The sequence below is a fragment of the Acinetobacter sp. 231_lipA genome, assembly GCF_058243005.1.
Genome location: NZ_JBZAYU010000001.1, coordinates 1,300,217 through 1,325,543, shown reverse-complemented (window position 1 = coordinate 1,325,543; position 25,327 = coordinate 1,300,217). Strand labels below are relative to the sequence as shown.

General features: G+C 44.8%; 21 protein-coding genes and 2 pseudogenes. 12 read left to right on the top strand and 11 right to left on the bottom strand.

All coding sequences use genetic code 11. The features are described from left to right. The first annotated feature begins 66 nt into the window (after positions 1–66). From AC4CUX_RS06720 to AC4CUX_RS06700, 5 genes and pseudogenes are all read left to right on the top strand, one after another. The gene (locus AC4CUX_RS06720; protein WP_242759839.1) at positions 67–1,365 is read left to right on the top strand and encodes a hypothetical protein; all 1,299 of its coding nucleotides are present in this window, start codon (positions 67–69) and stop codon (positions 1,363–1,365) included. 205 nt (positions 1,366–1,570) lie between these two features. Then, positions 1,571–2,263 (top strand): annotated as a pseudogene (locus AC4CUX_RS06715) (TonB-dependent receptor plug domain-containing protein); the annotation flags it as partial. Positions 2,264–2,304: 41 nt separating this feature from the next. Continuing rightward, positions 2,305–2,967, top strand: coding sequence for an IS1595-like element ISAcra1 family transposase (locus AC4CUX_RS06710; protein WP_016651315.1), 663 nt, complete (start codon positions 2,305–2,307; stop codon positions 2,965–2,967). Positions 2,968–2,996: 29 nt separating this feature from the next. Then, positions 2,997–4,412, top strand: a pseudogene (locus AC4CUX_RS06705) (TonB-dependent siderophore receptor); the annotation flags it as partial. A gap of 162 nt (positions 4,413–4,574) precedes the next feature. After that, a complete protein-coding gene (locus AC4CUX_RS06700; RefSeq protein ID WP_004691863.1) occupies positions 4,575–5,312 on the top strand; it encodes a sulfite exporter TauE/SafE family protein in 738 nt (245 codons plus the stop codon). On the opposite strand, the gene AC4CUX_RS06695 is transcribed toward AC4CUX_RS06700, so the two are convergent. The 4 genes from AC4CUX_RS06695 to AC4CUX_RS06680 all read right to left on the bottom strand — a co-directional run bounded on the left by AC4CUX_RS06695 (position 5,309) and on the right by AC4CUX_RS06680 (position 11,493). Beyond that, entirely contained in the window at positions 5,309–6,214 is a 906-nt protein-coding gene (locus tag AC4CUX_RS06695; protein WP_201952968.1) for a LysR family transcriptional regulator, read from the bottom strand. The genes AC4CUX_RS06700 and AC4CUX_RS06695 overlap by 4 nt on opposite strands. Before the next feature lie 159 nt (positions 6,215–6,373). Continuing rightward, positions 6,374–7,675 (bottom strand): solute carrier family 23 protein, encoded by a 1,302-nt coding sequence (locus tag AC4CUX_RS06690; RefSeq protein WP_058951473.1) that lies wholly within the window; start codon positions 7,673–7,675, stop codon positions 6,374–6,376. Positions 7,676–7,976: 301 nt separating this feature from the next. Then, positions 7,977–10,661 (bottom strand): phosphoenolpyruvate carboxylase, encoded by a 2,685-nt coding sequence (gene ppc / locus AC4CUX_RS06685; RefSeq protein ID WP_201952965.1) that lies wholly within the window; start codon positions 10,659–10,661, stop codon positions 7,977–7,979. A gap of 205 nt (positions 10,662–10,866) precedes the next feature. Then, on the bottom strand, positions 10,867–11,493 hold the full coding sequence (locus AC4CUX_RS06680; RefSeq protein ID WP_201952962.1) for a TetR/AcrR family transcriptional regulator: 627 nt from the start codon (positions 11,491–11,493) through the stop codon (positions 10,867–10,869). Between the two features lie 149 nt (positions 11,494–11,642). On the opposite strand from AC4CUX_RS06680, the gene AC4CUX_RS06675 reads away from it, so the two are divergent. The 4 genes from AC4CUX_RS06675 to dnaJ all read left to right on the top strand — a co-directional run bounded on the left by AC4CUX_RS06675 (position 11,643) and on the right by dnaJ (position 17,615). Next, positions 11,643–12,743, top strand: a complete 1,101-nt coding sequence (locus AC4CUX_RS06675; RefSeq protein ID WP_279747118.1) for an efflux RND transporter periplasmic adaptor subunit — start codon at positions 11,643–11,645, stop codon at positions 12,741–12,743. A gap of 2 nt (positions 12,744–12,745) precedes the next feature. Beyond that, on the top strand, positions 12,746–15,883 hold the full coding sequence (locus tag AC4CUX_RS06670; protein ID WP_490792247.1) for an efflux RND transporter permease subunit: 3,138 nt from the start codon (positions 12,746–12,748) through the stop codon (positions 15,881–15,883). Between the two features lie 131 nt (positions 15,884–16,014). Further along, complete coding sequence (locus tag AC4CUX_RS06665) at positions 16,015–16,392, top strand: hypothetical protein (protein WP_004691852.1); 378 nt, start codon at positions 16,015–16,017, stop codon at positions 16,390–16,392. A 104-nt stretch (positions 16,393–16,496) separates the two neighbouring features. Continuing rightward, complete coding sequence (gene dnaJ / locus AC4CUX_RS06660) at positions 16,497–17,615, top strand: molecular chaperone DnaJ (RefSeq protein WP_087011980.1); 1,119 nt, start codon at positions 16,497–16,499, stop codon at positions 17,613–17,615. A 63-nt stretch (positions 17,616–17,678) separates the two neighbouring features. On the opposite strand, the gene AC4CUX_RS06655 is transcribed toward dnaJ, so the two are convergent. Beyond that, positions 17,679–17,918, bottom strand: coding sequence for a hypothetical protein (locus AC4CUX_RS06655; RefSeq protein ID WP_131230901.1), 240 nt, complete (start codon positions 17,916–17,918; stop codon positions 17,679–17,681). A gap of 197 nt (positions 17,919–18,115) precedes the next feature. Between AC4CUX_RS06655 and dapB the strand changes: the two genes are divergently transcribed. Both dapB and AC4CUX_RS06645 read left to right on the top strand, forming a co-directional pair. Beyond that, complete coding sequence (gene dapB / locus AC4CUX_RS06650; protein WP_490792246.1) at positions 18,116–18,937, top strand: 4-hydroxy-tetrahydrodipicolinate reductase; 822 nt, start codon at positions 18,116–18,118, stop codon at positions 18,935–18,937. Between the two features lie 59 nt (positions 18,938–18,996). Continuing rightward, a complete protein-coding gene (locus tag AC4CUX_RS06645) occupies positions 18,997–19,644 on the top strand; it encodes an START domain-containing protein (protein WP_490792245.1) in 648 nt (215 codons plus the stop codon). Between the two features lie 49 nt (positions 19,645–19,693). On the opposite strand, the gene AC4CUX_RS06640 is transcribed toward AC4CUX_RS06645, so the two are convergent. Further along, entirely contained in the window at positions 19,694–20,095 is a 402-nt protein-coding gene (locus tag AC4CUX_RS06640) for a hypothetical protein (protein ID WP_490792244.1), read from the bottom strand. Between the two features lie 99 nt (positions 20,096–20,194). Here AC4CUX_RS06640 and AC4CUX_RS06635 point away from each other — a divergent pair, with 99 nt between their 5' ends. Then, positions 20,195–21,646, top strand: a complete 1,452-nt coding sequence (locus AC4CUX_RS06635; RefSeq protein WP_279747116.1) for an aminotransferase-like domain-containing protein — start codon at positions 20,195–20,197, stop codon at positions 21,644–21,646. A gap of 28 nt (positions 21,647–21,674) precedes the next feature. On the opposite strand, the gene ahr is transcribed toward AC4CUX_RS06635, so the two are convergent. From ahr to mutY, 5 genes are all read right to left on the bottom strand, one after another. Next, positions 21,675–22,697, bottom strand: coding sequence for an NADPH-dependent aldehyde reductase Ahr (gene ahr / locus AC4CUX_RS06630; protein ID WP_490738157.1), 1,023 nt, complete (start codon positions 22,695–22,697; stop codon positions 21,675–21,677). 36 nt (positions 22,698–22,733) lie between these two features. Continuing rightward, positions 22,734–23,288 carry a DNA-3-methyladenine glycosylase I gene (locus AC4CUX_RS06625; protein ID WP_490738158.1) on the bottom strand — a complete coding sequence of 185 codons (555 nt, stop codon included), beginning with the start codon at positions 23,286–23,288 and terminating at the stop codon, positions 22,734–22,736. Between the two features lie 19 nt (positions 23,289–23,307). Then, positions 23,308–23,553 (bottom strand): hypothetical protein, encoded by a 246-nt coding sequence (locus AC4CUX_RS06620; RefSeq protein WP_004691836.1) that lies wholly within the window; start codon positions 23,551–23,553, stop codon positions 23,308–23,310. A 15-nt stretch (positions 23,554–23,568) separates the two neighbouring features. Beyond that, a complete protein-coding gene (locus AC4CUX_RS06615) occupies positions 23,569–24,111 on the bottom strand; it encodes a M23 family metallopeptidase (protein ID WP_279747174.1) in 543 nt (180 codons plus the stop codon). Positions 24,112–24,195: 84 nt separating this feature from the next. Then, positions 24,196–25,230, bottom strand: coding sequence for an A/G-specific adenine glycosylase (gene mutY, locus AC4CUX_RS06610; protein WP_279747114.1), 1,035 nt, complete (start codon positions 25,228–25,230; stop codon positions 24,196–24,198). Positions 25,231–25,327 lie beyond the last annotated feature (97 nt).

The following is a 25,327-nucleotide window of genomic DNA, read 5'->3' as shown; positions in this document are numbered from 1 at the left end:
CATTTTGCTGTGAATTGATATAAACCCTTGTAGTACTTTCAAGGGTTTAATTTAGAGGCTTTGCTCATGTCACTGTTGCGTCGATGGTTCGATCCGATTCGATCGCGTTGGTTTTATCAAAAACCGATTCGTCAAACGGTCGTATCTACAGAACAAGGCTTGAGTATTCATTTACGCCTCGACGATGTATATAGCTATTTAGCGGTTCAGCAGTTACCACAAATTGAAGAAATTTTAGCGGATGAACTGAAGCCATTGAAGGTGGTCATTTCCAGTCAGGCTGCTGAACCGCCGAACCAAATGTCGGCTTTGGAGTGGCAAACTTATTGTTTAAATGATGCCAAAATTCTGTCGCGTCAACATCGTTTTAGCTTTCATGAAACGCCAGAACAACCCAGTCCTGAGGCGCTGAGCCAAGCGGAAACCATCTTGCGGCATACGCCGCTGCGAGGGCAGGACTTTTTGTATTTGCTGGAAGATGTGTTTCACATGCTGTGGCAAAAACAAGAAGGTAAGCTGCGCACCTTATATGCGATGGCCAGCCGTCACCATCAAGAGCAAAACTTTCCAGAACGTATTTTTAATGATGATGCGGTACTAGCCAGTTACTTCCAACTCGGTGACCGTCAGTATCATGCGGTCGATGATCTGCTACGTTTAACGCGCCGGTTAAAACAACAAAAATTATTTACCGATAACCCAATTTTCTTGATCAATCATATTGATTGGCGTGAGCATTTGATTAGCGATGCTGAAGAGTTAAATGAAATTCAGGCGCTCGATCCAGAGTTAGATCTATACGTTGCGCTAGAAGATCCAATTTCATGGTTGTTATTGGCCTATATTAAAGAAGAACTGGCTGATTATTATAATATTCAGCTCAATGTCTACCCGCTCAGCTATCACGGTCGAGATGGGTTTGATTGGAGTTTGGCAACGCGCTTATCTAAACGGACAGAAATCAAATTCACACCATTTTGCCGTCCGACGCAAGCAGCCACTTTGGCGATGGCGCAGTTATTTTATAGCGTGCCTGAAGAGCAGCGTATTGATGCCATGTATCGGATTTTGAAAGCCGTTTGGACCCAAGGCAAAGATTTATCCTTTAAATCGCATTTTGATCAACTGATGCAAGAATTGGAAATCACAGCATTGATCACCGAAGATGTGGAAGCCAAGCTTCAAGAAAATGACATGCTCTGTGAAATGAAATCCCAGCCTGATTTCCCCGTGATTGAACTGCGCGTGGATGGGCAGAGCTATGTCTTTAATAGTCTGTATCGCGTCTGGATGATTGAAAGTATTTTCAGTAATGTGCTGGAAGATCAATATAAAACCGACCCTGTGGATGAAAGCGAAGGCTGAGTTTTGTATACCTCTTATTGATCAAAACAGTCCAATGACACATGAAACCTAAAGCCGATGGTGTTTTTAGGCTGAGTCATTGAAGTGCTTATTAATAATGTTAATGAGGTTTAACAATTAAATTCATTGTTAAATTTTATTAATAAATAGGCTTCCAAATGAAAATGATTATAATTGGCATTCTTTCTGTCTGTTGATCGATGTTATGCGTTTTCATATTTCTTCTTTGAGTTTATCCATTCTGGCCGTGATGACTACAGCAGCGTTTGCTCAGGGCGAGACACAGGAAACAGCATCATCCCAAGTTTTACCGACTTTGCAATTTGAAGCCCAAGATGCAGATGAAAAAGCGGCATATGCAGCAAAAACAGCATCAGCTGTTTTGCGTTCAGATGCACCACTGTTTGAAACTGCGCAATCGATCAGCGTGATTACTGAAAAACAACTCGAACAGAAACAAGCAAAAACACTGTCTGAAGCCTTGCAGGGTGTAGCGGGGGTCACCGCAGGACAGTATGGTCGCCGTGGTTGGGATGACTTTATTATTCGTGGTCAGGTTTCCAGCGCACAGACCTATGTCGATGGCTTGCGTATTCAAACTTCAGATAATGCCCTACGTTCAGAAGACATCAGTGGCTTGCAGTCGATTGAGGTTGTCAAAGGGCCGACATCGACCGGTTTTGGCTTTGCCTTACCGGGCGGCTTAGTTAACTTAACCACCAAACGTCCTGAAGCTGAAACTTTTTCTCGGGGCAGTGTGAGCTATGGCAGTAATGCCTTTGTAGATGGCACATTTGATATCAATTATGCGCCAAATGATAGCGAAAAAGGGGCGTTTCGTGTGGTGGGTCATGCCTCTGACCAAGATGATCCAACTGATTATGTTTATTATAAAAATTAGGCTCTAGACTAGCAGAATAATTATGTTAGTCTAGAATAATGATAGAAAACAGTAAATTAAGTCACTACAAGATTAAAAAAATTATTCAATGCTTTTGTGTTGATATTCCTGCTTCCAAAACAGCTTTATTACTCAATTTAAATCGTAATACGATTAATTATTGGTACATGCTTTTTAGAGAAACTATCTATGATCATCAAACAGATTTAAGAGCTAAGTTTGTTGGTTCAATAGAAGTAGATGAAAGCTATTTTGGAGCGAAAAGGCAACGTGGGTTTCATGGAAAGTTAAAGCGTGGTCGTGGGACTCTAAAACAGCCAGTATTTGGAATATTCGAACGTAATGGGCGCGTCTATACTGAAATCGTACCTGACTGTAAAATGAAGACTTTACAAGAGGTTATCATTGGTAAAGTTTCACTTGAGAGTGTGATTTATAGTGATGGATGGCGTGGCTATAATGGTCTTGTTGATGTGGGTTACTCAAAGCATTTTAGAGTAAATCACGGAGCAAATGAGTTTGCTAGAGGACAATGCCATATAAATGGAATAGAATCATTCTGGAGCTTTTGTAAAAGAAGGCTAGCAAAGTTTAACGGCATATCAAAAGAGTACTTTGATTATCATCTTAAAGAAACAGAATGGCGTTGGATGAGGGAACCTAATGAGTTAGCAACTGAGCTGTGGAACCTCATTAGGTAAAATTAAGTGTAAATCTGCTAGTCTAGAGCCAAAATTATTATATTGCACCGTCTTATAATTTTGACTTAGGTGAAAAAGACGAATTGTCTGTGATTGCCAGCTATCAGCATCGGGATTTTATTCGCCAGCAGGGGATTCCCTATAGCAATGGCGCTTATAAAAACTATTCACAGACCTTATTTTTTGGCGCGCCGAATCTAAGCAATACGGTCGATGTTCTGCGCTTAGGGTCGAACTATGCGCATTATTTTGATAATGGCTGGACCTTTAAGCAAAATTTTGCAGTCACCAAAACCGATGCAGATAACAATCCTGTATTGGCAGCTAGTGGCGCTTCTTTACCAACCTTCAAACGGACGGTGGAAAGACAGATTAAAGATGATGTGAATTTTGCGCTGGATCATAATTTGTCGCGTCATTTTGATTGGGGCAAAACCCAATATGATTTGATGGTTGGTTTGGACATGATGCATGAGCGCAGTGACTACGAGCGCCGTCGTCGCAATTTGTCGCAATTTGATGCGGATAATCCGATCTACACCCCGATAGAAAAAGCGACAGCAACGATTGCTCACCAAATTACAGATACCCAATATATGGGTGTGTATCTACGTAATAATTTTAAAATTGATGATCATTGGATCTTGGGCTTATCGGGTCGTCATGACTGGACGCAGGTCGAAGTCGATGACCTTTTCAATGGTACGACGCTGAGAAACTCGGACAATGCTTTCACGGGTAATGCATCTTTGATGTATCAAATCAATGATAAGTTTGCGCCCTATGTGAGTTATGCAACCTCATTCTTTCCTGTGAGCGACACTGGCGCTGGCGGAACACTATTGGACCCTGAAGAGGGAGAGCAGTTTGAGGTTGGGGTTAAGTTCCAAGGGCTGAATCAACGGCTGCAAGGCTATGTGGCTTATTATGATTTAACCCGTCAGAATGTCACAGAGCCAGATTCAACAAATACTCATCACGTACAAATTGGTGAGCAAAAGACCAAAGGTTTTGAAACGGAATTATCAGCTGCGTTGACGGATCAATGGAACTTGACCGCAACCTATAGTTATATTCCAACTGCAAAAATTACTGAAAGTGAAACCAGCAGCGATATTGGCAAGCGAATTAACCATGTGCCTAAAAATGCCGCCTCTTTATCAACCCAGTACTTCTTTGCAGATGAGCAATTGGGTTGGAATATTGGTGCCAGTGCGAATTATCAAGGTGCGCGTACAGCACAACGTGGGACTGATTATGTGCCACTATCGAGCTATACGCTGTATGACGTCAGTGCCGGTTATGAGGCGAAAAATTGGGGCGCAAAATTCAGCGTAAAAAACCTGTTTGATAAAGAGTATTTAGTCGGAACCACGCCAAATGCACAATTGGTGAGCTGGGGCGATCCACGTACTTTCCGCTTCAGCCTAAATTTCAAATACTAAGCAGAATTACAGCGCATCACATCTGGATTCAATAACAGTTGAGTCCAGACCATTCTTTCCAGTAAGCCTCAATCTTTGGTTGAGGCTTACTTCTAAAAAACAGTGATATGAGTCCAGATTTAAATTTTATAGCATGGCGCTAAGTGTTTAGAGAGAAGCGTCATGCTTGCTTTTGTTATTTTTGTTTTTGCTGTCGCAGGCATGATTAAGGGCACCATTGGTCTGGGTTTGCCCGCCGTGTCGATGGGACTTTTATCTTTGGTGATTAGTCCATTTCAAGCGGCGACTTTGCTGATTATCCCTTCCATGGTCACGAACTTCTGGCAATTGTTCGCAGAAGGGCGTGTACTGCGACTGGTACAACGCTTTTGGCCGTTGCTGGTAGGCATGATCATTGGTTCAGTCTGGAGTGTTTTTCCTACGCTCGGACATGGCGAATTTCAAAGTGAAGCGCTGTTGGGCGGGATGCTGGCCATTTATGGTCTATATGGTTTGTTTGCCAAAAACATGCCCAACTTAGCCCCGTATGAAAAATATTTATCACCGATCATGGGCTATTTGGGCGGTGCTTTGACGGTGGCGACAGGGGTGGTGGTGATTCCCGTAGTACCATATTTGCAGTCCTTACATTTGAAACGGGATGATTTGGTACAATCGCTTGGTCTTGCCTTTACTGTTTCAACCTTGTGTCTGGCCACGTATTTACATCTAAATCCTGTTGAAGACACCCCAATTGACTATCAACTGTCGTTGATCGCTCTGCTGCCTGCATTGCTCGGAATGTGGTTGGGCACTAAAATTCGCTACCGCATCCCTGAGCAGGCCTTTCGTAAGGTGTTTTTTGTGGGCCTAGTTTTATTTGGCAGTTATATGGTTTTACATCAGCTGGGCTGGCTTTAATGCGCAATGAGTTGGTCATGTTGGCTCAAGAGGAATTGACTAAAGTGTTGATAATCTACTGGGAGCTGATCAAAACACCGTGCTGCTAACAGCAACTTGCGGTTGGCCCATTTGCCTAAGAGTTCAATTTGCTGAAAATCATACTGTGCTTTTAAACGCAGGGCTGCCCGCTTGGGAATAATCGCAATGCCGACGCCATTGGCAACGACTTGGGCAATCGCGGCAAAGTTTGGTACCCGTAGACGATAGTGGATGTCACAGCCTAAGCGTTTGGCTTGAGCTTCTATTGACTGTTGTAAGGAGTGATATTGCATGAGGCCCACAAACGGATGTTGCAATAATTCACCCAGCTCCAGTTGAGCCGCAGTAGCAAGTGGATGCTGGCTTGGGCTGATCAGTACCAACGGGTCTTCAGCAAACTCTTGAGTTTCAAGCTGCCCTGCATCAAAAAAACCAGAGATCAGCCCCAACTGTGCCGTACCTGTACTGAGGGCCTGAATGATGTCATTGGTTTCGGCTTCTTTTAATTCAATATGGAGCTTCGGATTTTCCATTAAATACTGCGGCAATAAATGCGGTAAGTACTCACTCTGCGCCGATGAGTTGCACCACAATATAATGTTGCTCGTTGCACTGTGGGCAAAGGGCAGCATGGCTTGTTGTAATTGCTGCTGTTGTTGCAGTAAGTGCTGCGCATGTTCCGCGAAGGTTTGTCCAGCAAGGGTCGCTTTTACCCCAGTTGCATGGCGGGTGAATAAACTGACTTCAAAATGGTGTTCTAATTTTTTAATTCGCTCACTGGCGGCCTGTAAAGAAATGGCGGAGCGTTCTGCACCCTTGGTCAGACTGCCTGTACTCAGGATATTGATAAACAATTGCAGATCAAAAAAATCAAGGCGCATGGCACGGTCAAAGCGGAAAATGTTGCTTTATCTTAGTCTTTTTTGCGTTTTGAGACATCCTTTAGCGTAGCGGCGTGTGTAATCGGAGCCAGAATATCAGAGCAAAAAAAGCAGCCCGAAGGCTGCGATCAAAAATGAAATCTCAAAATATCAGGCAGATTAATCTTTTTGCCCTAAGCTGAAGAACCAGTTCAAGAACAACGCTGCAAACGTAGCAGTACCAATACCACCCAAGTTAAAGTTGCCAATTTGTAAGGCAAAATCACCTGTACCTAAAATGATGGTGACTGCAGCGACCATCAGGTTTTTGTTCTGTGAAAAATCGACTTTGTTTTCAATCCAGATTTTTGCACCTGCGATGGTAATCAAACCAAACACCACAATCGACGCACCAGTTAAAATCGCGGTCGGAATGGTATGGATGATGGCACCAAACTTTGGAGATAGACCTAAGAAAATGGCAAACACACCTGCGATGGCAAAAATGATGGTCGAGTAAACTCGTGTGACTGCCATGACCCCAATGTTTTCACCATAGGTGGTCATGCCTGGTGCACCGACACCCCCGGCTAATGTCGTTGCGACACCATCGGCAACAAACGCTTTACCAATGTGCGGATCAAGGTTTTCACCAGTCATCGCACTCACGGCTTTAATGTGACCGAGGTTTTCTGCCACCAAAATTAACGCGATCGGTGCAATGATCATCATGGCATTGGCATTAAATTCAGGCGCATGAAAAGTCGGTAAACCAAACCAAGCGGCTTGTTGAATCGGGGCAAAATTAATGGCTGTGCCATAGCCCATAACATTGGTCACGATGAAATAGACCAAGTAAGACAGTAGCAAACCAATTAATAATAAGAGACGCTGCAATAAACCACGGGTAAAGACTGCAATCGAGCCCATACATAATACGGTAACCAGTGCCATCCACATATTAAAGGAATTGCCCGCAACGCCTTTGACCGTCACTGGGGCAAGGTTGAGACCAATAATCATCACCACAGCACCTGTCACCACAGGCGGCATCAGTTTTTCAATCCACTTGGTGCCCGTTGCCATGACCATAAAACCAAACAAGGTATAGAGCACGCCGCAGGCAATAATACCGCCGCCCGCCATAGCTAAGTTTGGATTGAGTGCGCCTGTGCCCGATGCTGTATAGCCCGTTGCTGCAATCACGACCCCAATAAATGCAAAACTTGAACCTAAATAGCTTGGAACACGTCCACCCGTCATAATAAAGAACAAGATGGTACAAATCCCGGACATTAAAATGGCAAGGTTGGGATCGAAGCCCATTAAGAAAGGTGCAAGAACCGTTGCTCCAAACATGGCAAAGGCATGCTGCACACCTAAAATTGCACTTTGTGAAGCAGGGAGGTATTCACTTGTGCCAACAGGACGTGCATCGATATTGCCTTCGTACGGGCGCCATTTGGGAAACCAATTGGACATTTTTTGAGCACTCTAAAGATAAATTGTGCACATCATACTCTTGTTTTTTAGAAGATTTAATCAGTGATACAAAAAATTGTTCAAACTAATCTTATGACTTTTCAGAACTTTTTACCGCATGGTAAAACTTTATATTTTTAAAAATAATGATAAATCAAGGTTTAATTGGTAAATTTAGCCAATCGCACATTCATAAATATTTATGATTGGATTGATAAAAAAAATTATAAAAGGTTTGACCATGCGGTGAATAAAAAAGCACATCATGCTGATGTGCTTTAAATGGAGCGCGCTTAAAACTTTATCCTGTGTTACGAAGACCCGCTGCAATACCGGCGATACTCACCATAAGTGCATGATCTACAGGTGTATTTGTTTCCTGACGCTCTTCTAGGTAACGGCGGCGACGTTTCATTAACTCTGCTTGGAGTAAATGCAGGGGCAATAAATACGGTTTGCGCACTCTCATCGACTGATCTAAAACTTCGTTGCTGCTGAGGAGCTTAGACTCACCTTTAAGCGCTAACAGGGTTTGCACCGCATACTTTAAGCGCTGACGCAGATGTTCACCGAGCACTTTCAAGTCCTCATCATCAGTCAGGTGCGACTCATAATACAGCGCCACATGAGCATCAGACTTTGAGAGCACCATTTCCAACATATCAATCAGGGTTTGGAAATACGGCCAAGCCATCAGCATTTCATCTAAGGTGGCTTTATGTCCTTGATCAATCACTTGGTTAATTGCTGCGCCTGTACCTAACCAAGCGGGTAGCATCAAACGGATCTGGGTCCACGCAAATACCCAAGGAATGGCACGTAGAGACTCAATGCCGCCAGTGACTTTACGTTTTGCAGGGCGTGAGCCAAGCGGTAACATTTGTAGTTCAAGCTCTGGCGTGACTGTACGTAAGTACTTTACGAAGTGCGGGTTTTCTCGCACAGTCTGACGATACACTTGTACCGACAAATCGGTCATGCTGTGCATTAACTCGCGCCACTCAGGTTTTGGGACGGGCGGTGGAAGTAAAGTGGCTTCTAAAGTAGCAGCGGTATAAATCTCTAGGTTTTGTAGTGCAATGCCTTCTAGGCCAAACTTGAAGCGAATCATTTCACCTTGTTCAGTGACTCGAATTGCACCTGAAATCGAGCCAGGTGGCTGTGAAAACAGGGCTTGTTGCGTTGGCGCACCGCCACGGCTGATGGAACCGCCACGACCATGAAATAGTGTGAGTTGTACGCCATGCTTTTTCGCAATTGCGGTTAATTCTTCTTGCGCACGGTACTGTGCCCAATTGGCTGACATAAAGCCAGCATCTTTTGCCGAGTCCGAATAGCCAATCATGACTTCATGTTTGCCTTGAATATGCTGTTTATACCAATGCATATTGAATAGGGTATTCATGGTAGCTGCGGCGCCATCTAAGTCTTTCAATGTTTCAAATAATGGCACCACACGCAGCGGATGTTGGATGCCTGCTTCTTTTTGCAAAAGCAGTACCGCCAGCACATCACTTGGATATTCAGCCATCGAAATAATGTAGGCACCTAAACTTTCTTGAGGCTGCGCTGCCAAAGTACGCATGGTAGCAAACACTTCTTGCACTTCAGGTTGTTCAATTAAGCTTTGCGCAGGTTCATTTAAATGCTTGGGCAACAGCGGACGTTTGCTTTGTAGCTCTTGCAATAAGAAGTTTTGACGTGCTTGTTCGGTCCACGTTTCAAAATTCCCCAGACCCAAATATTCAGTAATGGCTGAAATCGCTTGGCGATGACGGCCTGACTCTTGGCGAATATCCAGTTTTAGCAGTTCAATCCCGAAACAGTTCACTCGATGGATAAAGTCTAGCAATTTGCCATTGGCAATTTCAGGCAGGTTGCTGGCAATTAAAGAGCGATAACACAGCAGTAAAGGCTGTAGCAGCTCCTCTTTGGCTTTAATCACCAAGCTGTCATCGGCATCGGCACCGCGCAGTTTTTCTGCGAGCCAATGGCGCGTAGCTTTCAGCCGTTCGCGGGTATCACGTAAATATTCACGGTAGGGTTCAGGATGGTCTTGACCCAAGGCTTTACGCAGTTCATCGCTACAGCTTTGAATCGACAGTTCCCAACGCAAGTCTTCAATGTCACGTAAGTAAAGATCAGCGGCTTTCCAACGCGACAGCCACAGGACTTCTTGAGTAATGTTGTGTGTCACATTCGGGTTGCCGTCACGGTCACCACCCATCCATGAAGCGAAACGTACAGGTGCCACATGTAAAGGCAGACGTTGCCCGCAGTGTTCAATCACCATGTCGTCTAGTTCACGCATGAACTTCGGCACGGCATTCCATAAGGTTTGCTCAATGGTGGTGAAACCCCATTTTGCTTCATCGACTGGGGTTGGACGGTGTTGACGAATTTCATCGGTCTGCCACGCCGAACAGATCAGTTGTTTTAAGTCTTCAAGGACTGTTTGGCGTTCGCGAGGGGTCAATTTTTGCTGATCCATTTTAAATAAGGCATCGTTAATACCATCATATTTTTGGATCAGAGTACGACGGCTGACTTCAGTGGGGTGAGCGGTCAGAACCAGTTCAATATTTAAATCACAGATTTGCTGGAACAGCGTATCGGTTGAAATGTCGTTATTTTTAAATTTAGCAAAGAGGTGGTCGAGCGGATTTGGAGAGGGTGCGGTCTCATCAAATTCACTTTGACGACGGCTACGGACTACATGGTATTGCTCTGCAATATTGGCAAAGTTCAAAAAGTGGGTAAAGGCACGTGTCAGAGGTAAAATTTCATCATCTTCAAGGCTAAAAAACAATTGTTCCAGCTGTTTTTCAGCTTCGACTTGACCATCACGAGCACCTTTAGACAATGCGCGAATTTGCTCGACCTGATTAAACAAATCTTGTCCTGCATGCTCCTTGAGAGTTTCACCCAATAGATTGCCGAGTAATCGGACATCTTCACGTAGTGGAGCATCAATTTGTTGAATCATGATTATTATTCCCTCGTTGTTCTTAATTTGACTATACCCCGATTCGATGACAATCCAAGTAGGAGCAGACAAAAGTAGGGGATTAATTGCTGAATTTAGAAGCAAATGAACCACTTAGGGCAAGCGATTGTTTTAAAATAAAGGTGGCTTTTGATGGCAAGTGCTTGAATTTAATGTCAAAAAAATGAAACTAATTAACTGAATCTTACGGTTTTTGTATGGGGTATTTTAATAAAAAAATCGCAATAGCCTCTTGAATCAGTTGCTCGCGTTGTTTGGCATTTGGCACTTCATTCATTCCCAACAACATTTCTTGGTGACGATATCCAAACAGTAAAGACATTAATAAGGTGATGACCTCGTTGACCTGTTCAAACTGAAGAACGCCTAAGGCCTGAGCTTGGTCAAAGAACTGTTCCCAAATCGCCCGCATTTTGAGGTGAGAGGCTTTATAGAAGTTCTCTAGCAATGGGTTTTGTTCAGCGGCCAGTTGTAATAACAGGTGCTCCAGCTTGATGGCCTCAGGCAGGTTAATAATATGCATCGATAACGCACAAATCTGTTCGAGCATGGGCACAAAGTCTTCGGCACGTTGCAGTTGAAATGAACGACCCAGCATCAGCTTTTCACAGGTTTCCTCAATCGCACAACTGAACAGATTGGCTTTGTCCTGAAAATGGTTATACACCGTGAGTTTGGTGACGTACGCTTCCTTGGCAATATGGTCCAAGCTGGAGCCGTGGTAGCCATGTTGTAAAAACAACTGACGTGCCACCTCCAAAATACGTTGCCGTTTTTCTAAATCCTTGGGACGTCCTGCTGAAGCTTGCACACATTTTCCTAAAAAAAGTTCAAAAAGTCATTTACATCTGAGCATATCTTTAATTAGTGTACTATGCAGTATATTAATTAAAAAATAACCAAATTAAGTCTGGATATTGTGCCTGATTAATTGGTGGTTATGGAAGAAGAGCAGACTTCATGAGCAAAATTCAGACCCTTGTGGCAAGTATGATGGTGGTGTGTAGTATCACCTTGTGGGGATGTAGCAAAGACACGACCGAACCAGAGTCAGTGCCTTTGGTAATGGTGAGCCAACCGAATACCACGCATCTAGAACAAAAAAGCTATGCAGGCGAAGTGCAAGCCCGCCAACAAACGGCACTGTCCTTTCGGGTTGGGGGACAAGTCACGGAGCGTTTGGTCGATGTGGGTGACCAAGTCAAAGTCGGACAAGTTTTAGCGCGCTTAGATGTGCAAGATGCCCAGTTGCAATTAAATGCAGCCAAAGCACAGTTAGAAAGTGCTCAAGCGGCTGAAAAAAATGCGCAGGATGAACTCAAACGCTTTAAGCAATTATTACCGAGTAATGCAGTGAGTCGTTCACAGTACGACAGCGTTGAAAATCAATATAAAGCCGCACTATCGAGCTTGAAACAAGCACAAGCCAATTATAACGTTACGCAAAACCAAACCAGTTATAACCAACTGATCGCCAATAAAAACGGCGTAATTACCGAGCGTAATATTGAAATTGGACAGGTGATTTCAGCAGGGCAACCCGCGTTTCAACTGGCCATTTCAGGTGATCGTGAAGTGGTAATTGGTGTGCCTGAACAAGCGATTGCTCAGATTAAAGTTGGACAGGATGCAATCGTCACCTTGTGGTCTAAACCCGATGAACGTTTTGCTTCCTACGTCCGTGAAATTTCACCTGCCGCAGATCAGTCACGTACTTTTAGTGTCAAAGTGGCTTTGCGTGAAGGACAAAATACGATTCAACTGGGACAGAGTGCTCGGGTGTTTTTCAGTTCAACTGAAAGCAATGTGTTGAGTGTACCGTTAGCCAGTGTTTCCGCTGCAGGTAAAAATGCTTATGTCTGGGTGGTGAATGCTGACAACAGTATTCGTAAAGTGCCTGTCAGTGTGGGGGAGTATAGTCGAAACAGCGTTACCATTCGTTCAGGTTTACAGCCAAAGGACTATGTCGTGGTGGGTGGGGTGCATTTACTGCGTGAAAAACAAAAAATTCAACCGATTAGCCGTGACAATAAAACGGTCAAGATTGCGATAGGGAGTTAAGTATGAACTATAACCTGTCGGAATGGGCCTTAAAAAATAAGGGCTTGGTCCTTTATTTGATGTTGTTACTGGGCATCGTGGGTGTGGTGTCTTATTCCAAACTAGCACAGAGCGAAGACCCACCTTTTACCTTTAAAGTGATGGTGGTACAGACCTATTGGCCGGGTGCAACGGCGCGCGAGGTGTCTGAACAAGTGACCGACCGTATTGAAAAAGAGCTGATGACCACGGGTAAGTATGAGCGCATTATGGCCTACTCCAGACCCGGCGAGTCGATGGTGACTTTTGTGGCACGAGATGCCATGCGCTCCAGTGAGATACCGGATGTGTGGTATGACGTACGCAAGAAGGTTGGAGACATCAAACATCAGCTGCCCAATGGGGTGCAAGGACCTTTCTTTAATGATGAGTTCGGCGATACTTTCGGCAACATTTATGTGCTGACGGGTAAAGATTTTGACTATGCGGTGATGAAAGAATATGCCGACCGTTTACAGTTACAACTGCAACGCGTCAAAGATGTCGCTAAGGTCAACTTGGTTGGGCTGCAAGATCAAAAGATTTGGATTGAAATTTCCAACACCAAGTCGGCACAGTTAGGCATTCCTGTGACAGCAGTGCAACAAGCCCTGCAACAGCAAAATACCATGGCCAGTGCAGGCTTTTTTGAAACAGAATCGGATCGTATTCAACTTCGAGTCACAGGGCAAATTAAGAGCGTTGAAGAACTGCAACGTATGCCTTTATTGGTCAATGGAAAAACCATCCAGCTCAGCGATGTTGCCGACGTCTATCGTGGCTTTAGTGAACCTGCTCAACCCCGTATGCGCTTTATGGGGGAAAATGGCATTGGCATTGCGGTGTCGATGCGTAAAGGTGGCGACATCTTGGCTTTGGGTAAAAACTTAGAAACTGAGTTTTCCAAGCTGCAAAAAACTTTGCCTTTAGGTATGGAGCTGAAGAAAGTTTCAGACCAGCCTGTCGCGGTGAAGCGTAGTGTCAACGAGTTCATGAAAGTTTTGGCTGAAGCGGTGATTATTGTCTTGCTGGTTAGCTTTTTCTCGCTGGGTTTCCGTACTGGACTGGTGGTGGCATTCTCCATTCCATTGGTCCTAGCCATGACCTTTGCAGGCATGAATATTTTTGATGTCGGTCTACATAAAATTTCCTTAGGTGCGTTGATTTTGGCGCTCGGGCTCTTGGTCGATGACGCTATTATTGCTGTGGAAATGATGGCGATCAAAATGGAGCAAGGCTACAGTCGACTACAAGCAGCAGGGCATGCATGGCGAACCACTGCCTTTCCGATGTTGACGGGAACTTTGATTACCGCTGCGGGCTTTTTACCAATTGCCACGGCAGCGTCCAGTACAGGTGAATACACTCGCTCTATTTTCCAAGTGGTGACCATTGCCTTAATTGTGTCATGGTTTGCAGCGGTGCTTTTTGTACCTTATTTGGGTGACAAACTCCTGCCCGATTTTAATAAAGAGCTGATTCAAAAAGCGCCGTGGTATAGCCGTCTGTGGGCACGTTTGCGCAAACAGCCAGAACCTCAGCCGATGGTGCATCATGCAGGTGAGCATCATGATCCTTATCAAACCAAGTTTTACCAAGGTTTTCGCTGTTGGGTCGATCTGTGTGTGACCTATCGCAAAACAGTCATTGCAACGACTGTAGCTATTTTTGTGCTCTCGGTGTTGATGTTTAAGTTAGTACCGCAGCAGTTTTTCCCACCCTCGAATCGTGCCGAAATTTTGGTCGACTTAAAGCTTGAAGAAGGTGCATCTTTAACGGCAACTGAAAATGCGGTGAAAAAAGTTGAACAGTTCCTGTCGAAGCAAGAAGGCATAGATAATTATGTGGCATATGTTGGCACAGGCTCGCCACGTTTTTATTTACCGCTCGATCAGCAGCTACCACAGGCCAGCTTTGCTCAGTTTGTGGTCTTGGCTTCTTCATTGGATGATCGCAATGAAATTCGTAAATCCTTAGACACCCAAATCCGTCAGTTATTGCCCGATGTGCGTACTCGCGTCTCTTTACTTGAAAACGGTCCTCCTGTCGGTTATCCACTTCAATATCGCGTGTCGGGTGAAGATTTGACCCAAGTGCGTGCTTGGGCGGATAAAGTCGCGGCGATGCTGAGTGCTAACCCCAACACCACCAATGTGCATTTGGACTGGGGTGAACCAAGCAAGATGATCAATTTAGAGATTGACCAAGACCGTGCCCGCCAAATGGGGGTATCGAGTTTAGATTTGGCCAATTTCTTGAACAGCTCTATTTCGGGTGCCACCATTAACCAGTACCGTGAGAAACGTGAGCTGATTGAAATCCGTTTACGCGGTGATCAAGCCGAGCGGGTTGAAGTGGCATCACTGGCGAGCCTTGCCGTTCCAACCTCAAATGGCGGAACAGTACCATTGGCACAAATTGCAAAAATTGATTATAGCTTTGAAGAAGGTTTGATTTGGCATCGTAACCGCCTACCGACTATTACGGTACGTGCAGATATTCGAACTAAGTTACAGCCGGCCACTGTGGTGGATGAAATGGCCGAACAGATGAATCAGCTGCGTGCGGAACTGCCGAATGGCTATTTGGTTGAAGTCGGCGGTACAGTGGAAGAGTCTGCACGTGGGGGTAAATCGGTTGCAGCGGGCATGCCTTTGTTCTTAGCCGTGGTCATGACTTTGCTGATGATTCAACTGCGCAGTATGTCTCGTGCCACGATTGTCTTGCTCACTGCACCTTTAGGTTTAATCGGCGTGGTGTTGTTTCTGCTGTTGTTCAATAAACCTTTTGGTTTTGTTGCAATGTTGGGCACCATTGCCTTGTCAGGCATGATCATGCGTAACTCGCTGATCTTGATTGATCAGATTGAGCAAGATATTCAAGCGGGGCATGAATCATGGGATGCGATCATCGATGCGACGGTGCGACGTTGTCGTCCAATTGTGCTGACGGCATTGGCAGCAGTTCTGGCGATGATCCCATTGTCTAGAAGTATTTTCTTTGGACCTATGGCCGTTGCGATCATGGGCGGACTAATTGTGGCGACGCTATTAACCCTGTTCTTTTTACCTGCCTTGTACGCGCAGTGGTTTAAAGTAAAAAAAATTAGCCATAAGCCGTAAATTTATGCCAATATCAGGTGCGAAACGTTGAAAATTTCAATATAGTAGCACCTGAAATTTATGGCATTTTTATAAAGCAGTTTTTTGCTACACATTAAAAAACCAACGATGTGGCAAATGGGGTTAAACGCATGATGCAAGACAATGTAACCAAGTATCGCCGCTCTATCGCGATTTCTTATGTCTTCATGTTTTTGGCTTTGTTTACTGTGATTAGCGGCGCATTTTCCTACTGGTATGCCCGAAAAGTCACGCAAATTGATCATGCCGAAGTGTGGTTACAAGCGCAAGCACTTTGGGTCATGCGCAATATTGTGATTTATAGCATTTTGGCGTTATTTGCAGCGTTGTGGTTTATTCCTCTTATTTTCTTCACTTGGGACAGCGCATTGTGGGTGACTGGATGCACGGTTGCAGGTGTGGTTTTTAGCTGTATTGCATTTCTCTTCCTTCTAAATGCATGGTTTAAAGGCCTGTCTAAATTTTTGAAAAATAAAGCAGTTTTCTAATTCTACTGATTTTTTTTCAAACACCCCCTTGTAAAACTTGGTTTGAACCCAATTTCAGACCACAGTTAAGTATTAAATAAATTCCGTGAGGAGCATCGCCAGACATGGCTAAACGTGATTATTATGAGGTTTTAGGTGTTGCTAAAACCGCTAGTGATGATGAAATTAAAAAAGCCTACCGTAAGTTGGCGATGAAATATCATCCGGACCGCAATCCTGACAATGCTGAAGCTGAAGAGAAGTTTAAAGAAGCGGCTGAAGCTTATGAAATTTTATCGGATAGCGAAAAGCGTAGCATGTATGACCGTATGGGGCATCAAGCCTTTGAAGGTGGTATGGGCGGCGGAGGCGGCTTCGGTGGTGGTTTCAGCGCAGAAGACATTTTTAGTCAATTCGGTGACATTTTCGGTGGCGCATTTGGTGGCGGCGGTGGTCGTGGTCAACAGCGTGCACGTCGTGGTTCTGACTTACGTTATGTGATGGAACTGACGTTGGAAGAAGCAGTAAGAGGGGTGAAAAAAACCATTACTTTTACCGCACCAGCGCCGTGTGAAACCTGTGACGGTAAAGGCTCTAAAAACCCGAATGATGTTGAAACCTGTAAAACTTGTCATGGTGCAGGTCAGGTTCGCATGCAGCAAGGTTTCTTCTCTGTACAGCAGACTTGTAGCAGCTGTCGCGGTCAGGGTAAGATCATTAAGAACCCATGTAATACCTGTCATGGTTCAGGCGTTAAAGACCGTCAACAAACCTTAGAAGTGACGATTCCTGCGGGCGTCGACAACGGTGACCGCGTTCGTTTAACGGGTAAAGGCGAAGCGATTCGTGATGGTCAGTCAGGCGACTTGTATGTAGAAGTGGTGGTGCGTGAGCACGAAATCTTCCAGCGTGATGGTGCAGACCTGTATATGGATGTCCCTGTGAGCATTGCCGATGCTGCTTTGGGTAAAGAAATTGAAATACCGACACTCGAAGGTCGTGTGAGTTTGAAAATTCCTGAAGGCACACAAACGGGTAAAATGTTCCGTTTACGTGGCAAAGGGGTTAAACCTGTACGCACCAGCATGCAAGGTGACTTACTCTGCCGTATCGTGATTGAAACGCCAGTCAACTTAACAGCACGTCAACGTGAATTGTTGAAAGAGTTACAAGAGACCTTGGATGGAGATGATCACAAATCATCACCAAAGAAGAAGTCTTTCTTTGACCGATTGTTTGATTAATTGAATACGGTACGTCTGAATTGATGTTGAAAAGAGCGGGAGTATTTTCCCGCTTTTTTTATGTTATTGCGCTTCTGCTGGCAGCTCAGGTTGATCGATCTCTTCAACCGACACCATTTCTTCAGCCATAGGTGCAGCGGCTTGTACTTGTTGTTCGGCCTGTACTTTAGGGTGTGTGCTAGTAGTGATCTTGACCTGTGACAAACTTTCTAAGGTGTCGCCCGCTTGAACAGCGGGTTCAGCCTGAACTTGTGCCCAACTGCCCCCAAACGCCATCGCTAGAAAAAGTACCTTGGCTTTCATTCTATTTTCCTCATTTTAAAGTTGTTTTTAAACGCGAACCTAGTCTGCGTAAGATTGATTGCAAATTTGTGAAAAGCTGGAGAAATCATGTTTGAAAATAAAGCGATTTTTTCGATGAAAATGGCCAACAAACTTTAGTCTGGGCAATCAGTTTTGCTATAGTAAGAGCAATTTTGAAGCTAGATTAGGAATATGTTATGTCAGCAGCTCCACGCATTGGTGTCTTAGGTGCCGGCGGCCGTATGGGTCGCATCCTTATTCAAGCGGTACACGAAGCAGGCTATCAACTGGCTGCGGCAGTGGAACGCCCTGAAAGCTCACTGGTTGGTACAGATGCAGGTGAGCTTGCAGGTATTGGCAGCCTAGGCGTGAAGGTGGTGGGTAGTCTGGAAGCGGTAGTGAAAAATTGTGATGTGATCATTGATTTCACTGCACCAGTAGCGACCGTTCAGCATTTAAAAATTTGTCGTGAAGCTGGGGTTGCCATTGTCATTGGTACCACGGGCATGAATGACGAACAAAAGGCCTATTTGGATGATTCGGCGACACAGACTCCTGTGGTCTATGCAGCCAACTATTCTGTGGGGGTCAATGTTTCGATTAAGCTATTGGAATTGGCGTCTAAAGTCTTTGGCGACACAGTGGATATTGAAGTGATTGAGGCACATCACCGTCATAAAGTCGATGCACCATCAGGCACAGCGTTGATGATGGGTGAGGCCATTGCGGGTGCTTTAGGACGTGACTTGAAAACCGATGCAGTGTATTGCCGTGAAGGTCATACAGGACCACGTGAGCGTCAAAGTATTGGTTTCCAAACCATCCGTGGCGGCGATATTGTCGGTGAACATACGGCGATGTTTATTGCCGATGGTGAGCGTGTTGAAATTACCCATAAAGCGACCAACCGGATGAACTTTGCTTCGGGTGCGGTACGTGCTGCGGCTTGGGTGGTAGGACGTGAAGCACGTAAATATGACATGAAAGATGTACTGGGTTTTAACGACATTCAAGTTTAAAAACCTGTTTCATTCGCCATAAAAACAAGATAAAAAACTAAAATAAGACGAAGAATAGAATGAAAAAAGTCATATATATGGCTTGTGTTGTTGCCGTGATGACGACAGCACAGGCCAAACCTATGGATCAAGTCAAACTCAGTATTCATAAAAATAATATTAAAGTTTGGACCTATCAAAATGCACAAAACCCAGTTTTTTTATATAAGGCTGAAACCACGTTTGATGTGCCGATTGAAAAAGCAGTGTCATTGATCTTAGATGTTGACCATGCGGTGAAATGGGTGCCGTATATGGGCAGTGTGAAAGTCTTGTCGCGCGATGATAAAAAAGGCGAGTTTCAACTGTATATGGTGCTGGATTTTCCTTTTCCTTTAAAAGACCGCGACTTGGTGGTGCAGGGAAAAATGACCAAGGACAGTCAGGGCATTATTAGCATTAAAAATAAAGCGATTGATAAAAACATCCTTAAAAATCCAGATTATGTGCGCCTAAATCATTATGAGGGCGATTGGACCTTTCAGAAACTGGGATCAAATAAAGTCAAGGTTTCGACCTCAGGTTATGCTAACCCTGAGGGGTCGATACCACTGAAGTTTGTGAATATGTTTGTCCAACAACAACCCTATCAAATGCTGCAAAAAATGAAAAATCAATTGCTGGAACAAGAAGACACTCCTGCCCATTTACCAGTTGCCTTACGTTAATTTTAAAGATGAAGAAGCCTGCAATGCAGGCTTTTTTATGTTTTAAAACTTAAGGCTGTTGATAGGCGCTCAGCATCTCTAAGGTTGAAGCCTTAGGCAGGTCTAACTGGATTAAACTGAGCATGGCATCTCCTTCACCAGCGAGCGAGATCTTGAAGTTTTCAGCACTGCTTTGGTCACATTGGAACTGTAAATTTTTCTGGTGGGGCAAGTTCATCTGCATTTCACGTTCATTGTTCAACCGATATTGATAGGTTCGTTGGGTCGATGTTTCAGTCAAGCTCGGCGCTAAACTTAAAAACTGATAATCCGTTAAATTTTGCGTTTTCAGAAAGCCTTCAATCAGTGCTTTACAAATAAAATGCTGCTGCTGTACCTGCTGCGAAATATGTGGCGGTTGGCAAGCCGATAAGCTCAATAAGCAAAAGAGAGATATGATTATTTTTTTCATAAAAGTGCCTATTTATGGTTGTGAACGAATGACAGAAGCATAATTCTGTTGGCATAATGGATACAGATACATAAAAGTTAAAAAAATAGGTACAGATGAATGGCATTTCAGTATCAAAGCTTGGCTGCACAGTTGCTTGAAAAAATTCAAAATGCTGAATTACCCGCAGGGCAAAAGCTGTTGTCGTTACGCCAGTTTGCCAACTTACAAAAGGTCAGCTTGAATACGGCCAAGAGCTGTTATGAGCTACTCGAGTCGCAGGGGTATATTCATGTGAAAAATAAGTCGGGCTATTTTGTCAGTTATCAAAAAAATACCAGCCCATCTATTCCTGTACCGCAGCATCCTGATTTTCAGTCTCAAGCCCGTGATATTTCTAATTTAGAGCTACAGCTGGAAATTCAACAGTCTTCCATTAATAGCCGTCTCATCCATTTGGGAGCGATTCAGCTTTCTCCAAAACATGTGCCTGTAGAAGCGCTCCGCCGCTCCATTCAACGCGCCTTAAAACACAGTCAACCTGAAGACTTTTTATATAGCGATAAGCAGGGCCATATTCGCTTGCGGCAGGCCTTGTCTGAGCATTGGGCTGAAGATGGCTTCTATATTTCGCAGGATGATATCTATATCAGCAATGGCTGTATGCCTGCGTTGTCGGTGATGATCCAACACCTCAGCAAGGAGGGCGATAGCGTAATTGTACCGACCCCAAATTTTAATGGTCAGTTGCAAATGCTGGCGGGGTTAAAGCGAAAAATTATTGAAATTCCAGCTGATACTCAAGGCTTTGATCTTGAACGTTTAGAGCAGGTCATGCAAAGTTCAGGCGCAAAAGCGTGTTTACTCACGGCCAATTATCAAAATCCATTGGGGTTTTGCTTAAGCAATGCTGAAAAAGAAAAAATTGCACAACTTGCGGCGCGCTATCAATGTTATGTAATTGAGGATGATATTTATGGTGAATGTAGTTTTAGCTCGAGTCGTCCGCTGCCGATTAAATATTGGGATCAGCAGGGTTATGTGATTTTCTGTGGTTCGGTTTCCAAGTCACTTTCAACTGCGTATCGGGTAGGTTGGTTTTGTATTCCGCAGCGCTTAGCGCATTTGAAGGCTACGTTACTGATGCAAAATATCACAGTGAATACACCCTTGCAGTTGGCACTGGCCGATCTCATTTATAGTCGTGCTTATCGGGAGCATTTACAGCAGTTAAAGCCGATTTTGAAACTGCAAGTTGAGCAATACCGACACATGATTCAGCTTGCCTTTAACGGAGTTGAGTTACGTATCAATCAACCCTTAGGTGGTTATGCGCTGTGGTTACAGCTACCCGAGTGTATCGATGGATTAGATATGTACTATTTTGCTCAGCAGCACGGTATTAATATTGTGCCAGGCGAAGTCTTTGGTGAAGGGCAGCGTTATAAAAACTGTATCCGCCTCAATGCAGGTCATGAACTTTCAACAGATATTCGCGCGGCAGTCACTTTGTTGGCCGATTGGGTGAAAGCGCAACTCAGCAGTTCGACATTGGTCAAACAAGCGGTATAAAAAGCGCCTGTTTTGAGGCGCTTATAGATTAAAAATCGGCTTTGAGGACGATACGATAACGAGCTTTTCCAGAATGTAACCGTTCCAGTGCTTCATTCAACTGTGACATAGGATACAGTTCAATTTGTGGCGCAATGTTTTTACGTGCAGCGAATTTGAGTAGCTGACGTAATGCCGCAGGTGAGCCAGTGGGTGAACCCGTGATAGACTTTGCTCCAGCAATCAGACTACCTGCATTTAACTTGATGGGCTCTAGAGGCAAGCCTAGCAGATGGATCGTGCCATTCGGTGCCAGTGTACTGATATAGGCAGGCCAATTGAGCGTGACATTCACCGTACTGAGCAATAGATCGAATTTGCCTCGCTGGGTTTTAAGCGCATCCACATCACGGCTATTCACCACATGATCTGCACCCATGGCCTTGAGCTCTTCCGTTTTGTCGAGGTTCGAGGTGAACGCCGTAATTTCACAGCCCCATCCCCGAAGGAGCTTAATGGCCATATGCCCTAAACCACCGATGCCAATTACCCCAACATGGTGAATGGCTTGAATTTGGTGTTTTAGAATCGGATCAAAAACGGTAATACCACCACACAATAAAGGACCCGCTGACTCAGGATCCAGCTCTTCAGGTAAAGGAATAATCCACTGCCAACCTGCGCGAACTTTGTCGGCAAAGCCACCTGCATGACCGACGATGGTTGCAGTCGGTCCACCTGTACAGAGCACTTGTTGGCCCGACACACAGGGGTCACAGTGTTGGCAGCTTTCTGCCGTCCAGCCAATACCGACGCGCTGTCCAAGTTTAAGCCCTTTGGCTTCGGAGCCTAAGCGACTGATGGTGCCAATAATTTCATGACCAGCGACAACGGGATAGACCGAAGAGTTCCATTCATTGTTAATGACCGAAACATCGGAATGGCACAATCCACAATATTCGACTTGGACTTCGACCTGATGTGGTTGCAGTTCACCCGCATCGAATTGATAGGGTTGTAGCGCTGCACCTGCTTGCATTGCCGCATAGGCACGAATGGTGTTATCCGTCATATTCTATATCCTTATTTTCCTGTTTTTTATGTACTTTTATTTAAAATGACAGCTGTTTTCATGATCATTGACCATGCCGACCGCTTGCATAAAGGCATAGCAGGTGGTGGGTCCGACAAATTTAAAGCCCTGTTTTTTTAGGGTTTTAGACATATTTTGGCTTTGAGGTGTCTGTGCAGGCGCTGTACGGTAGTCAGGGACATCATTGTTGACTGCGTGTTGTTCGACAAAGTTCCAGAGCCACTCAACGGGGTTGATGCCTTGTTGTTTTAGGGCTTGCCATGCAATCGCATTGTCACGAATGGCGGTCAGCTTCCCGATATGGCGAATTAAGCCGATATCTTGGACTTTTTCGGCTAAGTCTATATCACTCAAAGCTGCAATTTGTTCAATGGAATATTGAAAAAACTGGCGATGATAATGTTCACGCTTTTTCAGGACGGTAATCCATGACAGCCCCGCTTGTTGACCTTCGAGGCAGAGCATCGCAAATAACTGCTTTTCATCATGTAGTGGTTTACCCCACTCATGATCATGGTAGTCGATGTAAAGTGGGTCTGAGGAGCACCATCCGCAGCGTTGAGTGGTCATGAACATGCTCCTGATCTTTTTATAGGGTAAAGGGTGCCCATTGGTCGTGTTGATTGTCCCAATAAAACAATTGGGCGTGTTCGAGGTCGGAAAAGTTAATCCAAACATCTTTTCCTGTTTTTTCAGCAAATCCAGTGCTGATTAAAAGCGCATCTTCAGTAATTTCCATGATCCAACCTTGGTGGTTTTGTCCAGCCAAGATGATTTTTTGTTGATTGCCTGATTCAGCAAATTCGACCAGACGGTTGATCAACGCTTCTGACATGAAAAATTCCTAAAGTTAACGTAAATAAGGATAGGGATTTACTGCACCACGGCCTTTACCTTGTAAATAAAGTCCATAATGCAAATGTGGGGCTGTGTGCCGTGCATTGCCTGTATTGCCGACATAGCCGATCAGGTCGCCTTTTTTGACATAGTCGCCGACACTTAAGCCGCGTTTATGGTCATCAAGATGAGCGTAGTAATGCCAAGTGCCTGCTGGCCCCATAATCCAAACCACTTTACCACCCAAATTGTTATTGCGTAAGTCTACGACGAGACCTTCTGTGGCAGAAAAAACTTTTGTTCCACGTGGAGCCAGAATGTCGATGCCTTCATGCGTCCGTCCGCTACTGCGGGACGCTCCCCAAGTATCTGTGAGTCCATGACGTTTAATGCCTTGAACGGGTACAGGCAGCTGCTGAGCTAAACGCATGTTTTTCAGCTGTTGGACTTGTGAGGCAGGTAAATGGCTTCCACTCGGCGCAGGCGGCGTGGTACGGCACGCCGCGAGTAACAGAATCACAAAACTTAAACTGGCAAGCGCAGAAAGGCTGGGCAAACAATTACGCACGAACAATCCTTTATTATTTCAGTGATCTAATTTTAAAGTGTCAGGGTAAACCCAATCGATCACCCAACTATGTCACAGTTGAATTGCCGAGATCAATTTTTTCATCGCAGTTGGGATGCCCATTTCTGTGACGTTTTGTATGTCTAGCCATGTGCTGGCCAATTCTATACTTAAATGTTCGAGTTGATCGGCATCGACTTCAAAGCAAAGCGCTTCCAGTTGCCAAGTGAAATGGGTGAAACTATGCGAAATTTCAGTGCGTTGCGAGACTTGTTTCAGCCCTAGACTTTGGCACAGTTGCGAGAGTTCATCACGATTTTCAAAAATAGGTAAACACCATAAACCGCCCCACAGTCCACTATTGGGGCGCTGTTGCCACAGCCATTGATTGTGATGACGCAGCACCAAAATTTGGGCAGACTTCACAGGTACAGCTTTCTTGGGCTTTTTAAAAGGCAGTTCAGTTTCTAGCCCTTGTGCATGGGCCTTACAGTGTTGCTGCATTGGGCAGTATAAACACAGCGGTTTTTTAGGTGTACAGACGGTTGCCCCCAAATCCATGATGGCTTGGGTATAGTCGTGGTTACGTTCAGTTGGACAGAGTTCAGTGGCCAGTTGCCACATGCTGCGTTCATGCACAGGTTTGCTTAGATCATCCTCAATGGCAAAAAAACGCGCGAGCACGCGTTTTACGTTGCCATCCATAATGACGCCGTACTGACGTAAACCCAAAGACATCAGCGCCCCTGCGGTTGATGGACCAATACCTGGCAGTTCAATCCAGTCCTCTAAAGTTTGAGGAAAGTGTCCCTGACGTGCCACAGCCACTGCGGCTTTATGTAGATTACGTGCACGGGCATAGTAGCCCAGACCTGCCCAGTAAGGTGCGACCTCATCCCATGATGCTGTCCCTAAAGCTGCAACCGTTGGGAAGCGTTCGATAAAACGCTCGAAGTATTGCAGCACGGTTTTGACTTGGGTCTGTTGCAGCATAATTTCAGACACCCAGACTTTGTAGGGATCATCGGCGACTTGCCATGGCAGGTCATGTCGACCATGAACATCGAACCAAGTCAGTAACGCATCTGAAAAAGAGAAAGGAGACATCTGAGGCACAAGCAAGAAATTCGGCTTAGTATAACTGAATGTCTTTTCTGAGCCCGAGTTTTTGCGCATAAAAAATGGCGCTTACGCGCCATTTAAA